The following is a 13,702-nucleotide window of genomic DNA, read 5'->3' as shown; positions in this document are numbered from 1 at the left end:
ATGACCGAATCGATCGCCGATTCCCGCTCGGATACCGCGGGGCAATACCGCAAAGCGGACGAGCCGAACATGGCAGCACCGACTCCCGCCGCGCCCTCGCGAGTCGTCGCGCTGGATGTGCTGCGCGGCATCGCCATCCTCGGCACGCTCGGCACGAACATCTGGATTCTCACCGATGTCGAGGGCCTCGTCGGCTACCTCGACGAGCTGCACACCGACGCGACCGGCTGGATGTGGGTCGAGCGGGTCATGCAGCAGGTGGCGCAGGGTAAGTTCCTCGGGCTGCTCACCATCATGTTCGGCATCGGACTCGCCATCCAGCAGGGTTCGGCCGCGCGAGCAGGCCGCCGCTGGCCGGGCAGCTATCCGTGGCGGGCCGGGCTACTCTTCCTCGACGGACTGCTGAATTTCTTATTCATCGCCGAGTTCGACGTGCTGATGGGGTACGCGCTCACCGGACTGGTCGTCGCCTTCATCCTCGCGGCAAGCACACGCGCGCAACGTCGTTGGCTGATCGTCGCGGCGGGCATCCACCTCACGATGTTGACGTCGATCGCGGTCGGCATGGCATTCGATTCCCGTCAGGACTCGGGGCCGAGACAGGCGCTCGACCCGAATCCTTATGCCGACGGGTCGTTCTGGGATCTGGTGCTGTTCCGGCTGGAGAACGCGGGCATGTTCCGATTCGAGGCGATCTTCGTGTTCCCCATGTCGATCGCGCTGTTCCTGGCCGGTGCTCGGCTGTTCCGGGCCGGAGTCTTTCGACCCGAAGGCGCACGAATCCGCAAGCGGCTCATGATCGCCGGGCTCGTGGTGGCGGCTCCCCTGGATCTGATCGTCGGTGTACTCGGTGGGGGTGACATGCTGCTGTTCACCCGATACGGCACGGCACCGTTCGTCTCGTTCGGCATCCTGGCACTGGTGGCCGAGTTCTCTCTGCACCGCCCGCGTGTCGGATTCCTCGGCCGCCGCCTCACCGACGTCGGCCGCACCGCGCTGAGCTGCTACATCCTGCAGAACCTGGTGGCGTCGATCCTGTGCTACGGCTGGGGTTTCGGCCTCGCCGCCCGGGTATCTCCTGATACGCGCATCCCGTTCACGGTCGGCATCTATCTGCTGGTCGCGCTGATCATCGTCGCCTTCGCGCACTTCTGGCTGCGCCGCTTCGAGCGCGGGCCGGTGGAGTGGCTGTGGAATACCAGTTACCGCGCGCTCACTCGCGAACGCTGACCAGTGTGGTCAGCCGCTGAAATGGACCACTCGACCGGTATGTTCGGACCGCCGTTGTCGGCGATATAGACGCCGCCGTACGTGGTGGCGGCAAGGCCCTTCACCTCGACGAGGCCGCTCAACGGCAGGCGGGTCGGCACCCCGCTCTCGCCCCAGAGCGGCAGTTTGTAGACGATATCGTCGCCGCCGAAATAGATCGCACCCGATTGGTCTACCGCCACGGCTCTCGGGTTGCGGAGGCCCGCGAAATCCTGCCTCGCGCCGCAGAAGCTGTAGGCCATGAGCCTCGCCGGTGGGCCATTCACCTTTGCCGCCGATCCGGTGTACAGCCGGCCCTTGCTGTCGATCGCGAGGCCGACATAGTCGAGCGGACCCGGTTTGTAGAAATCGCCTACCGCCTCACCGACCCGGGTGATGTGCCTCGTTGATCAGGCCGGTGACCGTCGCCCTTCTGCGGTGTGCCGCACCAGGAATGCCTCGATCAGTGCACCACGCTGGTCGGCCGTCGCACGCTCCAGTTCGATGGTGTCACCGTCGATTGTCACCGATATCTTGCGGGTCGCGGCCTGCCGGTTGAGCCAGTCACGCAGCGTCTCGATCAGCGCGGTGAATACTCCGCCGGATGCACTCAATGCGACAACCAGCGCGCCGATTGTGACAGGGTCGGCCGACTTCGCCGCATACGGCACCAGACCGTCGCGAACCAGTGCCACCGAATCGACATCGAGTTCGGACAGTTCCGCGCGCAATTGCCGTGCCAGACGGTCCACCTGGTCGGTATCGGAATCCGCGGCAAGGGCCATGACAATTCTTGCCGTCAGCACATGCGCTGCATCGCCTCCGTTCATTCGACCACCTCCCGCGGCCATATCTTCAGGCACACATATTCCCGCACCGAACCTGCCTGCACAAGGCTTCCGCCGAAAGCCTGTCATGTGGTCGGCCGATCACGGCCGAACGGCAAGCCAACAACGCGCTCGCATCATTGCCCGATCACATAACCGCACGCCTGGATATCCACGCGACCAGCCAGCGCCGCCTGCCCGCCGGGGTAGCGGCGGACCGGAATACGAGTACGCAGCTACTCGTGCCCTCCACGGGACTGCGCCGGATTCTTACCCTGCGTCACCGATCTCGCGTCGACGTATCAATTCCATCGGCACCTGGAGGAGCGTCATGTCGGATCCGGCACGCGCAATTAGTAAAGATGATGCTTTCGCTGAACTCGAAAGCCTCGCCACCGACGGCTTGATCTTGTTCGAGGGCGCGGCGTCGCCGAGCATGGTCAGTTTCGAGGGCCATGATCCCAGCACCGGAAACTTGATGCCGGGCAATGTTGCCGGGGTTATCATCCGCAACGGCAACCATAACAACACGCCCAATGCACCGGACCGGCTCGATCCGCGAAACGCACTGGCAATAGTGCGATTCTGCCAGTTCCTCTCCAATAACTTCGGCGTGACCGACATGGTCCATTTCGGCCTCGACGGCGGTGGATTCAACGCCGACGGCTCACCGCGCACCGACTGCCACGGTCAAGGCCGGGCCTGCGACTTCGCCGGGGTGACGATGCCGGTCGGCGGTGTGATGCGCACGATCACCGTGACGAAGCACTGGGGCACCGTCGCCACCTCCGCAACTCCTGGCGGTAGCTGGCCGCCCGGCGCCGGCGGCAACGTGCACTACCGCCTCGACGAGGTCGACGCGCAGCCGCTCGGCGACGACCCCGATGGCAATATGTTCATCGCCGATTTCTTCCGCAGCGTCTACGGCTTCATCGCCACTGAATGGCAGGACACCTCCGACGGCGCGGACCCCGCCGGCGTCACCACCACGATCGGCGACAGCAGCTTCATCATGCACCCAGACCACCCGGCGTCGCACCCATTGCCCGCCAAGAACGGCCGCGAGGCGCATTTCAACCATATTCATATGCAGATCGGCAGAACCGGCACCGAATAGCTACCGTCGTCGGTGTGACACTCGCCGACCGGTATCCCTTGCTGCACACCCCCACTCGCTGGGAGTGGGGCGGTCTGGACGTCCAGTTCTCGACCGACCCGCCGCCCGATGGTCTCGTGACAAACATCCATGTCGTCTGTTTCGTCGGCAACGAAATCGTGCTGTGCCGCGACGACCGCGACGTGTGGCTCGTCCCGGGCGGCACCCGCGAGGCGGGCGAGAGCATCGACGAGTGCATGCGGCGTGAGCTGCGCGAGGAGGCGGGTGCCCGGCCGGTGGGCTCGGTCCGGTGGCTCGGCGCCCACTATGCGACCTCCGATCATCCTGCGCCCTACCGCGATTGGCAGCCGCACCCGCACAAGGCGTGGCTGTGGTGCGCTGCCGACGTCGTCCTGGAATCCGCGCCCAGCAATCCCGACGATGCCGAGAACATCATCGAGGTGTGCGCATTTCCGATCCCCGAGGCCATTCGGCTCGCTTGCACCGACGGCGATCACATGGCCGAATTGCTCTCACTCGCAGTGGAACTCCACCGCCCGTAGCTGCGCGCACCACACGCTGATCTCGACGGCACACAGCGACCTGCGCGCGAAACGAACACGACTCCGACGCACCCCACGTCCGGCACCATCCCGATATCGAACCCAGCCCGAGTCGCACCCACCGGCATGGATGCCGCCCGCGAGCCGCGCCACCATGCCGCAATGCAATCCAGGGTCCGCCCGTTATGTCACCGGTGATGTGATCCAGTTCATGAACTCCGGGTGACCGGGGCGGAATCGAGCCGTCGAGCACATGAATTTGGTCGAATGCACAAGGCGGCGGGCAACAGTCTTGGTGTTTGCCGCTGGTGCCACTGCTCGGCCATGCGGTGAGGTGAGAGATGCCAACGAGGTCGACCGACTCGCAGGACGACGGTGCGCCTCGACCAGATGTGAGCAGAAGGTTGGGTCTTGGTTTCATCGACAGTCCCGGCGGGCGCGGTCCGTCCGGACACACTGTGTGCCGCATTCCAGGCGAATGCCGCGAAGTATCCCGACGCCATTGCATTGCGCACCATGGGCGGCGGGTTCACGATCACCTGGCAGGCCTATGCCGATCGAGTGCGCACCATCGCCGCCGGGCTGGCCGGACTCGGCGTGCGCCCCGGCGACACGGTCGCGCTGATGATGACCAACCGCCCCGAATTCCATTTGTGCGACACCGCCGTTCTGCACACCGGCGGCACCCCGTTCTCGGTGTACAACACCAACCCCATCGACCTGCTCGCCTACCAATTCGGCAACGCCGGCAACAAGGTGGTGATCTGCGAGCGCCAGTTCGTGCCACAAATCCTTGCGGCGGCGGCCAAGGCCGCCGAGCACGGCAACCGGGTCGAGCACGTGATCTGCGTCGACGAAGCACCGGACGGCACGACTGCGCTTTCGGCCGTCGAGGCAGCGCCACTGGCGGATTTCGATTTCGACACCACCTGGCGCGCAGTGAAACCCGATGATCTACTGACCATCGTCTATACCTCGGGCACCACCGGGCCACCCAAGGGCGTCGAGCTCACCCACACCAACTTCATCGAAAACGCCCGTGTCATCGAACAATTCGGCGGCGGTGGACCGGACGATCGGGTGATCTCTTACCTGCCCGACGCGCATGCCGCCAACCGGTGGTTCGCACACTATCTGACCATGCTCGAGGGCGGCGAGATCACCACCGTCGCCGTTTTCGGGAAGGTGGCGGATGCCCTTACCGAGGTGCATCCGACAGTCTTCCTCGGCGTACCGCGCGTGTGGGTGAAAGTCAAAGGTGCTCTGGAGGATCGGTTCAACGCCGAGCGCCCGATCAAGCGCCGACTGGTGCTCTGGGCGATCGGCGTCGGCCGCGCAAAGGCTCGCGCAATCTCCGACGGCCGTACCCTCGGCCCGCTGGATCGACTCTGGCACCGGCTCGCCGAGCTCCTGGTGCTCGCCCCCATCCGCACTCGCCTCGGCCTGGATCGCACGCGCGTCGCAGTCACCGGATCGGTGGCGATTCCGCCGGAGGTGCACGAATTCTTCCTCGGTCTCGGTCTGCCGTTGTGCGAGGGGTACGGCATGACCGAATGCACCGCGGGAGCAACGCTGAGCGGGCCGGAGCGGGTCAAGATCGGCACCGTCGGCAGGCCGCTGCCTGGCGCGGAGGTGAAACTCGGCGACGACGGCGAAGTGCTGATCCGCGGCAAGATGGTGATGCGCGGCTACCGCAACGACCCGGAAAAGACCGCGGAGACGGTGGATGCCGACGGCTGGCTGCACACCGGCGACATCGGCATCATCGACGCCGACGGCTACCTCTCGATCGTCGACCGCAAGAAGGAACTCATCATCAACGCGGCGGGCAAGAACATGTCGCCGTCCAATATCGAGAACACGGTCACCGAGAACTGCCCGCTGGCGGGCACTGTCGTGGTGATCGGCGAGCAGCGCCCCTACAACACCGCGCTGATCTGCCTAGACCCCGATCTGACCACTGCGTTCGCGCAACGCAACCAGCTCGCCGCAGCCACCGTCGCCGAGTTGGCGAAGAACCCAGAGGTGCTTGCGGCGATCGAACGAGGCGTGGCGGCCGCCAACAGCAAGCTCTCCCGTGTGGAGCAGATCAAGAAATACCTCGTGCTCACCGAGGTGTGGGAGCCGGGCAGCGACATTCTGACCGCCACCGGCAAACTCCGGCGAATCCCGATCGCCACCCGCTACACGGATACGATCGAGTCCCTGTACTCGACGTAGTCCGGGACGGAGGACAGCACTGATGTCAGCGCGGACCCGGAGGAGTAGATGAGCGATCCTGGCAATGCCCCGCTCATCGGAGCCGACCGGCTGCGGGCGCCCCGGACCATGCCGGTGTTCGACGATTGGCACCGCAGGGTCGCGTCGATGATCGACGGGTTCTATACCGTGCTCCCGCCTTATCAGCAGCTGCCGCAATCCCTGGTCGAGACCGACTTCGCCCATGGAACGAAGCTGAATGTCGACCTGTTCTTCGAGTATCTGCGCAGCGGCGCGGAGCCGTCCGAGGAAGACACCAGAGGGCTCGTCGAGCTCGCGATGGAGCGGATGCGCGACGGCACACCGCTGCCGGAGGTGCTCGACCGTTACCGGCTCGGCGCGTCCTTTCTCTGGGAGCGGCTGCGCGAATCGGCCCCGCCGGCCGAGCGCGAGCTACTGCTCGACGCGTCGCTGGTGCTGTTGAAGTACGTCACGCTGGTGACCGGGCGCATTGCCGGCGGCGCCACCCAGCGTTCGCACGATCCGCGCTGGGAGCTGCTCGAGCGCAGGCGCGGCATCGCCGATGCCCTGCTCACCGGCCGCGACCCGATCGAATGGGCCAATGACCCGGTGATCCCGGTAGCCGACGCCTTCCTCGTCGCGGTGTTCCGCCTGTGCGGCACCCGAGGCGGGCCCACAGCCGCACTGCGGCACCGGGTCGAGGCCATCCCCGGGGTGTTCCTGCGCCTGGACGCGGGCGGCTGGACCGCTCTCATTCCGCTACTACCGGGCGATGACGGCGCGGCGACGCTGACCGCCCTCACCGCGCGCATGCCCGCCCAGCTTCCCGGACAGCCGCCGCCGTACTGGGTGGGTGTCTGCGCTGCCCGGTCGCGTGCCGAGATTCCCGCGATGTTCGCCGAGTCGCGGGTGCTCGCGGAACTCGGCCGTTGCCTAGTGCGCCGTGAAATACTGTGCCGCAGAAAACATTTGCAATTCGAGTACACCGTCGCAGCGAGTGACACGGCCCGACCGGGACTGGCCTCGGTGCTCGCGCCGCTGGATGCGCAGCCGATGCTGGCCGAGACGCTCGAAGTGTTCGTCGACAACGGCTTCAATCAGCTGGCCACCGCACGTCAGCTCAGCGTGCACCGCAACACGGTCACCTACCGCCTCTCGCGTGTCCACGAACTCACGGGCCTGGACCCGCATCGGCCCGCAGACGCCATGACTCTCTCCGCAGCCCGCCTGGCTCGCCGCTTGGAGTCCGCCGACTTCGCCCCGTGACCATTCGTCGGGTCGGTGTGCGAGCAATTGCCTGCACAGGTGTCGAGGCAGCTAGGCAGCGGCCAACCCCCTGGCCGGCCGCCGGTTTCGGCGTCGCGGGACCGATCGATGCGACCGCGCCGAAGCCGCATTCGCGGCATGAATCCCGCGCCACGACTCACTGCACTGCTGCTTCGGTTCGCCTGCGGAGGCCGGGCGGTGTCGGTGCATCTGGTGCCCGACACCGATATCCGGCTCGGCGCACAGCCTGCCGTCCGGGCAGGTTATCGGGACGAGCTCCGTGCACTGCTCGCCACCAGGCTCGACAATGCCTGCACGCCGTACAGTTTCGCGCCGTACGGAGGTTCACGATGCGACACCATTCGGTCCCGTCCACGCAACGCAGCGCAATTCAGCCGCAGCACACCGCTGGACGACGTGCAGTTGTGGTTCACCCGCAGCGACGATGGCCTCGCGTTGCGCACCCGGTTCCCGAACCCCCGTGGCCCGGCCTGTGGTCACCGAGTTCCTCGATCGAGTCGCCGATATCCTGACAACCGCCGTGCGCCCGGGATAGTCTCGGCGGGGGATCCGAACCGGGATTCGCAGTCTGCCGGGAGCATCCGATGATGAAGGCTCTGGTTACCTCGACCTCACCTCGATCCGCGAGCGCTGCCGTCGGCCCACCCGGCGACGCTCGCAGCGAAGGTAGCGCGTTGCTGCGGGCCGGCGTGCTCGCCTTCGGCGGTTCGATCGGCCCGACCACACTGCATGCCCATCACGCCGTGCAGATCGTCGCCGCATGTACCCCGGTAATCGTGGTGGACGCCAGCGGCATTCGCCATCAGGGCACCCACGTGATCGTCCCCGCCGACGCGCCGCACCGGATCGCCGCGGGCGCCGAGCGCGGCACGGCGATCTACCTCGATCCCGAGACCGCCGCGGGCGCGGCCGCCGACCGTAGGGCGCACACCTACGGTTGGGCAGACAGCGCCCACTCACTGCCGGTCGATCCAACGGGAGCGGCACTGGCCGACATGGTGGCCGATGTCGTCCGAGATCTCCAGCACGACGAGCACCACAGCGGCAACCCCGCACGGCATGCCGCGGTGACCGAAGCGCTCGGGTTGCTTCCCACGTTGATTCGCAACGGCCCGGTCCGTGGCACCGACGTCGCCCGCGGGCTCGGTATTTCGGCGACCCGGCTGACACATCTGTTCACCGAACAGATGGGAATCCCGATGCGTCCCTACATCTTTTGGTTGCGCCTGCACGTCGCCGTGACCCGGGTCCGATCCGGCGACGACCTGACCGCTGCTGCCCGCGCCGCGGGCTACGCCGACAGCGCCCAGCTCACCCGCGCCTGTCGCCGCATCTTCGGTCTGCCCCCTACGGCGCTGGGCAGCCACGTCGACTGGGATCTCGGCGACGAACCGTAGCCCTAGGGATCAACGGTCCCGGGTGAACCAGGCCGTGGATTCGCCTTTGCAGAGCAGCACGAGGACCGTGACCGACAGGCCGAGACCGAGAAAGCCCGTCAACGGGCCGATCGCCACCAGCCCGAGGCATACGAAGGCTTCGACCGCAGCGAGAGCGACACCGATCACCTGGACCGGTCGACCGAAGATACCGAATACGAACGCAACGACGGCAAGCAGCCAGGCGAAGAAATATCCGAATACCATGGCGCCCGCCAATTCGACGTTCTCGGCTCGCCAAGCAATGGTCGTGAGTGCGGCTCCGAATGCGCCGAGAGACCAGGCGGCCACCTGGGCCGAACGGACGGCTTCCGGCATCCGCTGCCGACTAACGGGCTGCGAGATTCCCGCACGTGTGAAAGGAACCCCATATTCGGCGCCGCCACCGCGAGTCGATTCGTCGGGGCCAGATTCGTAACTCAATGCGCACCCCTCCAATCACCGGTCAAACCTTCGACACCTGTGTGGAGCTCCCGCGAACCATAACTTCGGCGCATGTGTTCGCCGACACGACGCGCTCGAAGATTCGGCACACAGCGCGATGTCGCAACACCGACCGGGTACGCTCGGGGAATGTTCGCGCGGGTCCAGCTCTCGACGTTTGCGGTTTTCGCAGTCGTCCTCCCCGCGCTCGCGCTGATCGTGGCACCCACCAACGAGCACGGCTCACTGGCCTTGCTCGGCGTGGTGGCGGCTTCGGTGGTCTTCGCGCTCATCGCGCTGCAGACCACCCGCAGGCTGCCGCTACTTGTCGCCCGATCCGGCCCGCCGCCTTCCGCGCAACGCCGGCGACGGGGTTCCTTTCTGCGCCAGAGCAATCCTGACACTGCGGGTCGGCCGCGACCTCGAGCGCCCGGTCTCGCCGACGCCTGACGTCCACCTCGCACCCGGTGCGTGGTGTCGTCGGCATTCCGGCTGACCATTCCCATTCCCGTGCGCGCTCGCACGTTTCGCAGTCAGGTATTCCGTCATGCTCGACTTCATCTATTACCCCGTGTCCGCCATTCTCTGGATGTGGCACACCGCATTCGGCGTGATCCTCGGCCCGGACAGCGGGCTCTCCTGGGTCCTTGCGGTGGTATTTCTCGTCGTCACCCTGCGCGCGGCGCTATTTCTGCCGTTCCTGAAACAAGCGCGCACCCAAGCCGCGGTCAAGCGCCTGCAACCGCAGATCACGGCGTTGAAGAAGAAATACGCCGACGACCGGCAACGGCAGACGATCGAGATCCGGAAGCTGCACAAAGAGCACGGTGTCAGCCTGCTCGCAGGCTGTCTGCCGATACTCGGACAGGGTCTGGTGTTCTTCGGCCTGTTCCACGTGCTGCGGTCCTTCGACCGCACCGGCACGACCGGGCACCTGCCCTTCCTCACGCCTACCGCCCCGATGACGGCTGCCCAGAATGCCGTCACACCCAACTACATGTTCACCGCCGCGGACGTGCAATCCTTCATGCAGGCCAAACTGTTCGGTGCACCGATGTCGGCAACGTTGGCCAATACAGTCGGCCTCGCCTCAACCGTTGCTCTAGTCGCGATTCCCTTAATGCTGATCGCCGCTGTCGCAACACATTTCACCGCCAGAGCTGCCATCACACGGCAGGACCCCAGCACGAACCAGCTGCCGCTCATGAACACGTTGTCGCTGTGGGTGTTTCCCGCGGGCGCGATCGTCGGTGGCGCGCTGCTGCCGGTGGCGATCCTGTTGTACTGGGTGTCGAACAATGCGTGGACTCTCGCGCAGCAACACCTCGTCTACCGACGGCTCGACGCCGAATCGGCCACCGAAGCACGACGAGTCGCAGCGGCGCGGGCAAACACCGCTCCCAAGCCAGGCGTTAAGCCGAACCGACGCCGACGGTAAGCACTTACGCCGCCCTACTTCCCGGGTGGGGCGGCATGGGGCCAGCCGGGCGCGCCTGCACGTAGTACGCGGCTCGACAGCGCGCGGACCACCTCGGCACGGGCGCTCGCTGGGCTCGCACCTCACCAGTTCCATGCTGTTGGCCGATCATGTCTTCCTCGGCGCCGGAATACTCACGATCAACGACAAGATCCTGACGTGGCGCGACCCGCAGCTGGCACCACCGCGTTTCGGCATGAGGGGTCCAGTTGAACGGAAACTGGCGCTAGCGGGTGCTGGCGACCGAAACGCTTTGCTGTGGAGGTTAATTCGCTGGATCGGCGGGTGCTGGCGGGCGTGTGGTGGTTGCATGTCGGTTTTGTGGGTGATGAGGGCGGGGCCGGGTACGGCCAGTTCGGTGTGCTGTCGAGGGTCGAGCTGGAGCAGTTCTTTTATCTCGACAACAAAGGATCGGGAGCTGATCGCGGGCCGCCGGCGGGATTCGAATCGCCTGGGATTCGCGCTTCAGCTGGTCACTGTTCGGTACTTGGGGATGTTTTTGCCTGATCCGCTCGATGTTCCTGGTGAGCTGGTCGATTATCTGGCCGAGCAGTTGGAGATCGCGGATCCGTCGTGCGTGAAGTCCTACATCGACCGGGAGAAGACCAGGTTCGAACACGCTTGGGAGACCCAGCCCAGGGCGGGGTGGTCTCGTTCGCGCAGGTCGAGGCCGAGCTGCTGGAGTGGATCGCTGATCAGGGGTGGATGACCGGCGACGGCCCGAAGGTCCTGCTCGCGGGCGCGGTGGGCTGGCTGCGGGAACGCAATGCTCTGCTGCCGGGTGTCACGACCCTGTAACGGCTGGTCACCGACGGCAGACATTTCGTGCTGATCGTTACGGCACCCGCGGCAGAACGACCGCGGCGGAGCGAGGACCGAGATTCAACCGTCCACCGCTGAGTTCGAGCCATTCGTCGGTGTCGACTGCCTTGGCGAAGAGCAGCCCGTCGTATCCGTCGACGCGGATAGTGACAGAAGTCGGGCTGGGGTCGTAGTTCGCGACGGCAACCGCGTGGCTGCCGTCCTCGGCCTCGAAGACCGTGTACGGGTGGTGCGCTCGCCCGTTCGCGTGCGTGACACTTGCTCCGACGGTGTCGGTGAAGCGGCCGTCCCACGTCCAGGCCCGCGTTTCTCGACGCAATGCATCCATTCGACCGCCGTACGCCACGGTGCTCGGGAAGTCGGGTAGCCGCCCTTTGAAGTTGAACGGCTCATAGCTCACGATGTAGCGGTACAGCAGGCATTGAGCGATCATGTTGCGGTCGTTGAAGCCGGTGACAGCGGTCATGAACTGCGCGTGCGGCTGGGTGTAGCGATGTAGTGGGAGATGGTGTCGGTCTTCGCTGCGGTGATAGGAGACCGTGTACGCATCGAACTGCCAGTCGTAGATCCCTTCGCCCGCGTAGAGGAAATCCTCTGGCGCTTGGGTGTCGAGGCGATGAATCAGCTCACGATCGTTCGCGTATGTCGGCGCACCGTAGCGATGGCCGTGCTGTTCGTCGAAGCAAAGCAGTGTCGGCGAGTGGTGCTGGCACTCGTCGAAAAGCATCCCGTCAGCGCCCAAGTCGACGATGATCTGGAATTGTCGCGCGCATTCCTCGAGATAGGTCTCGTAGAGGAAGCACATCGGAACCAGGCGTCGGGTGTTGATATCGAGTATCTGCGTGACCGTCTCGTATCTGTATCCGGGGTGCATGTAATAGTCGCCGTACGGATCCTTGACGGCGTGGTCGATGAAGTGCTCACGGAATGCGGCCGTCGACCGGTCTGCCCAATTGAACTTGGCGAACAGGATGACCTTTACACCGAGCGTCTGTACCTCGGCGATCGCGGCTGCGAGGGCGTCGAAACCGCCGAGCCGAGGCTCCGGTTGATGCGACGGGTTGTTGCGATCCTGGCCGCCGTCGTTCCACCCCACGAGCTGGATCGCGGCCACACCGGCTGCGGCGCATTCACGCCCCACCTCGACGAGCCGCTCGAACGGCAGGCGTAGTTCGTCCTCGGGTGAATTGATCTGAATCTGCAGCCAGGAGTGCGGCTCCCGCGCCCATTCGGGCGCGGACGCACGTCGGAACCACATGTCTCGCCATTTCCTGTAGATATCGGCTCCCACGTGCCAGTCGCCGTCATAGACCTCCAGGAACAGCGGTGTCAGATCGCGCGATTCTCCCGGACGGATGAACGGCAGATGCACTGCCGCGTAGGTGATCGCCACGGGATGACCGTCGATCTCGTCGGTCTCGGGCACAGTCGCCTCGAGCGAGTCACCGTAGCCGGGCCAAAGCTCGGAATGCCAGGCGACGAGCTCGGTGCTGCTGTTCGCCACACCCAGGTACAGACCGTGAGCATCTCCTTGGATGAGTCGGTATGGCGCGGCCGGCGTTCCGTAGTTGCCTTCCGACAGCTGAGTCGGCACATCGACTCCGAAATAGCCGACGTTGTTCTCATAGGTGGGCCACAGCCGCTGTCGGCTCCCGGCGCCGTAGTCATGACCGATCGATTCGAGCCGGGTGTCACCCGGCGCGGGCCGGAGGTCACCGATACAGGGCGAGAAGACGTTCTCGACGATCAGGTCCGATCTGTTGTCGACGTTTGTCTCGACCGTGAGCCGACGGCCATCAAGACGGTATCGCTGCACGATCCGGATGTCGTGCTCTCCGCCGAACTGCGACCGCACGCCGTTCCAGCGCAGCTCGATCGACGTTCCATCCGCCTCGATAGACGGCGGTCGTTGGTGGACGCCGAACACGGAGTTGTTTCGTCGTCCTTCGAGCGGTAGGAGCAGGCGGAACGAGATACCGAGCGGCTCCCGTCCGACCACGCTCCACCCTGAGCCGACATCGACGTACGCCACCAGCGCCCCAGTGTCCGCGGCTATTCCCACCCTCGTCGAGTCGCTCTCCAGCCCGCGGATATCGCCGCTCATATCTTTCTTTCCCATCCTGCACGACCACGCCGATGGTCGCCAAGATGTTGCCGAGCAGCCATCCGCGCAACTGGCTTCCGCCGCGGACCACAGCGACTGGCGAGACGGTCGCACGCCCCGCGGTGACGCCGGCCTTTGCGCATCGCACGAGTCCGCGAGCGGTCGCGCAGCTGACTCCGGAACTGGCTGGTGGTGACTG

At 65.4% G+C, this 13,702-nt stretch carries 14 protein-coding genes and 1 pseudogene; 11 read left to right on the top strand and 4 right to left on the bottom strand.

From position 1 onward, the window contains the following. The first annotated feature begins 69 nt into the window (after positions 1-69). Positions 70-1,230, top strand: a complete 1,161-nt coding sequence (locus tag OHQ90_RS22295; protein WP_328413032.1) for a DUF418 domain-containing protein — start codon at positions 70-72, stop codon at positions 1,228-1,230. Here the strand turns inward: OHQ90_RS22295 and OHQ90_RS22290 are convergent. After that, the gene (locus OHQ90_RS22290) at positions 1,203-1,511 is read right to left on the bottom strand and encodes a hypothetical protein (protein ID WP_328400441.1); all 309 of its coding nucleotides are present in this window, start codon (positions 1,509-1,511) and stop codon (positions 1,203-1,205) included. The two genes, OHQ90_RS22295 and OHQ90_RS22290, sit on opposite strands and share 28 nt — an antisense overlap. Positions 1,512-1,658: 147 nt before the next feature. Then, positions 1,659-2,078, bottom strand: coding sequence for an effector-associated constant component EACC1 (locus OHQ90_RS22285; protein ID WP_328400439.1), 420 nt, complete (start codon positions 2,076-2,078; stop codon positions 1,659-1,661). A 328-nt stretch (positions 2,079-2,406) separates the two neighbouring features. Between OHQ90_RS22285 and OHQ90_RS22280 the strand changes: the two genes are divergently transcribed. The 5 genes from OHQ90_RS22280 (at position 2,407) to OHQ90_RS22260 (ending at position 8,638) form a co-directional block, all read left to right on the top strand. Next, positions 2,407-3,192 carry a hypothetical protein gene (locus OHQ90_RS22280; RefSeq protein WP_328400437.1) on the top strand — a complete coding sequence of 262 codons (786 nt, stop codon included), beginning with the start codon at positions 2,407-2,409 and terminating at the stop codon, positions 3,190-3,192. A gap of 14 nt (positions 3,193-3,206) precedes the next feature. After that, positions 3,207-3,734 (top strand): NUDIX hydrolase, encoded by a 528-nt coding sequence (locus OHQ90_RS22275; protein ID WP_328400436.1) that lies wholly within the window; start codon positions 3,207-3,209, stop codon positions 3,732-3,734. 411 nt (positions 3,735-4,145) lie between these two features. Further along, positions 4,146-5,954 (top strand): AMP-dependent synthetase/ligase, encoded by a 1,809-nt coding sequence (locus OHQ90_RS22270; RefSeq protein WP_328400434.1) that lies wholly within the window; start codon positions 4,146-4,148, stop codon positions 5,952-5,954. A gap of 48 nt (positions 5,955-6,002) precedes the next feature. Then, entirely contained in the window at positions 6,003-7,220 is a 1,218-nt protein-coding gene (locus tag OHQ90_RS22265; protein WP_328400432.1) for a PucR family transcriptional regulator, read from the top strand. A 605-nt stretch (positions 7,221-7,825) separates the two neighbouring features. After that, positions 7,826-8,638: an AraC family transcriptional regulator gene (locus tag OHQ90_RS22260; protein WP_328400430.1), complete on the top strand. Its 813-nt coding sequence runs from the start codon at positions 7,826-7,828 to the stop codon at positions 8,636-8,638. Between the two features lie 9 nt (positions 8,639-8,647). Here OHQ90_RS22260 and OHQ90_RS22255 read toward each other — a convergent pair whose 3' ends face one another. After that, on the bottom strand, positions 8,648-9,100 hold the full coding sequence (locus OHQ90_RS22255; protein ID WP_328400428.1) for a hypothetical protein: 453 nt from the start codon (positions 9,098-9,100) through the stop codon (positions 8,648-8,650). Positions 9,101-9,250: 150 nt separating this feature from the next. On the opposite strand from OHQ90_RS22255, the gene OHQ90_RS22250 reads away from it, so the two are divergent. The 5 genes and pseudogenes from OHQ90_RS22250 (at position 9,251) to OHQ90_RS22235 (ending at position 11,375) form a co-directional block, all read left to right on the top strand. Then, entirely contained in the window at positions 9,251-9,550 is a 300-nt protein-coding gene (locus OHQ90_RS22250) for a DUF6412 domain-containing protein (protein ID WP_328400426.1), read from the top strand. Positions 9,551-9,647: 97 nt separating this feature from the next. Further along, positions 9,648-10,538, top strand: coding sequence for a membrane protein insertase YidC (gene yidC / locus OHQ90_RS22245; protein ID WP_328400424.1), 891 nt, complete (start codon positions 9,648-9,650; stop codon positions 10,536-10,538). 324 nt (positions 10,539-10,862) lie between these two features. After that, the gene (locus OHQ90_RS22240; protein WP_328400422.1) at positions 10,863-11,084 is read left to right on the top strand and encodes a hypothetical protein; all 222 of its coding nucleotides are present in this window, start codon (positions 10,863-10,865) and stop codon (positions 11,082-11,084) included. After that, positions 10,996-11,181, top strand: a pseudogene (locus tag OHQ90_RS39470) (DUF4158 domain-containing protein); the annotation flags it as partial. The gene OHQ90_RS22240 and the pseudogene OHQ90_RS39470, both read left to right, overlap by 89 nt. 17 nt (positions 11,182-11,198) lie before the next feature. After that, positions 11,199-11,375: a DUF4158 domain-containing protein gene (locus OHQ90_RS22235; protein ID WP_328400420.1), complete on the top strand. Its 177-nt coding sequence runs from the start codon at positions 11,199-11,201 to the stop codon at positions 11,373-11,375. A 37-nt stretch (positions 11,376-11,412) separates the two neighbouring features. On the opposite strand, the gene OHQ90_RS22230 is transcribed toward OHQ90_RS22235, so the two are convergent. Then, positions 11,413-13,518, bottom strand: coding sequence for a DUF6259 domain-containing protein (locus OHQ90_RS22230; protein ID WP_328400418.1), 2,106 nt, complete (start codon positions 13,516-13,518; stop codon positions 11,413-11,415). Between the last annotated feature and the right edge of the window lie 184 nt (positions 13,519-13,702).

Origin of the sequence: Nocardia sp. NBC_00403, from assembly GCF_036046055.1 — a bacterium.
Lineage (GTDB): Bacteria > Actinomycetota > Actinomycetes > Mycobacteriales > Mycobacteriaceae > Nocardia.
Note: the sequence above shows the minus strand (reverse complement) of the source record. Positions and strands in the feature narration are given on the sequence as shown.

Excerpts from the sequence above, each read along its gene's own strand:
- OHQ90_RS22295 (WP_328413032.1), top strand. The coding sequence starts at position 70 with ATGGCAGCACCGACTCCCGCCGCGCCCTCGCGAGTCGTCGCGCTGGAT.
- OHQ90_RS22290 (WP_328400441.1), bottom strand. The coding sequence starts at position 1,511 with ATGGCCTACAGCTTCTGCGGCGCGAGGCAGGATTTCGCGGGCCTCCGC.
- OHQ90_RS22285 (WP_328400439.1), bottom strand. The coding sequence starts at position 2,078 with ATGAACGGAGGCGATGCAGCGCATGTGCTGACGGCAAGAATTGTCATG.
- OHQ90_RS22280 (WP_328400437.1), top strand. The coding sequence starts at position 2,407 with ATGTCGGATCCGGCACGCGCAATTAGTAAAGATGATGCTTTCGCTGAA.
- OHQ90_RS22265 (WP_328400432.1), top strand. The coding sequence starts at position 6,003 with ATGAGCGATCCTGGCAATGCCCCGCTCATCGGAGCCGACCGGCTGCGG.
- OHQ90_RS22260 (WP_328400430.1), top strand. The coding sequence starts at position 7,826 with ATGATGAAGGCTCTGGTTACCTCGACCTCACCTCGATCCGCGAGCGCT.
- OHQ90_RS22250 (WP_328400426.1), top strand. The coding sequence starts at position 9,251 with ATGTTCGCGCGGGTCCAGCTCTCGACGTTTGCGGTTTTCGCAGTCGTC.
- yidC (WP_328400424.1), top strand. The coding sequence starts at position 9,648 with ATGCTCGACTTCATCTATTACCCCGTGTCCGCCATTCTCTGGATGTGG.
- OHQ90_RS22230 (WP_328400418.1), bottom strand. The coding sequence starts at position 13,518 with ATGGGAAAGAAAGATATGAGCGGCGATATCCGCGGGCTGGAGAGCGAC.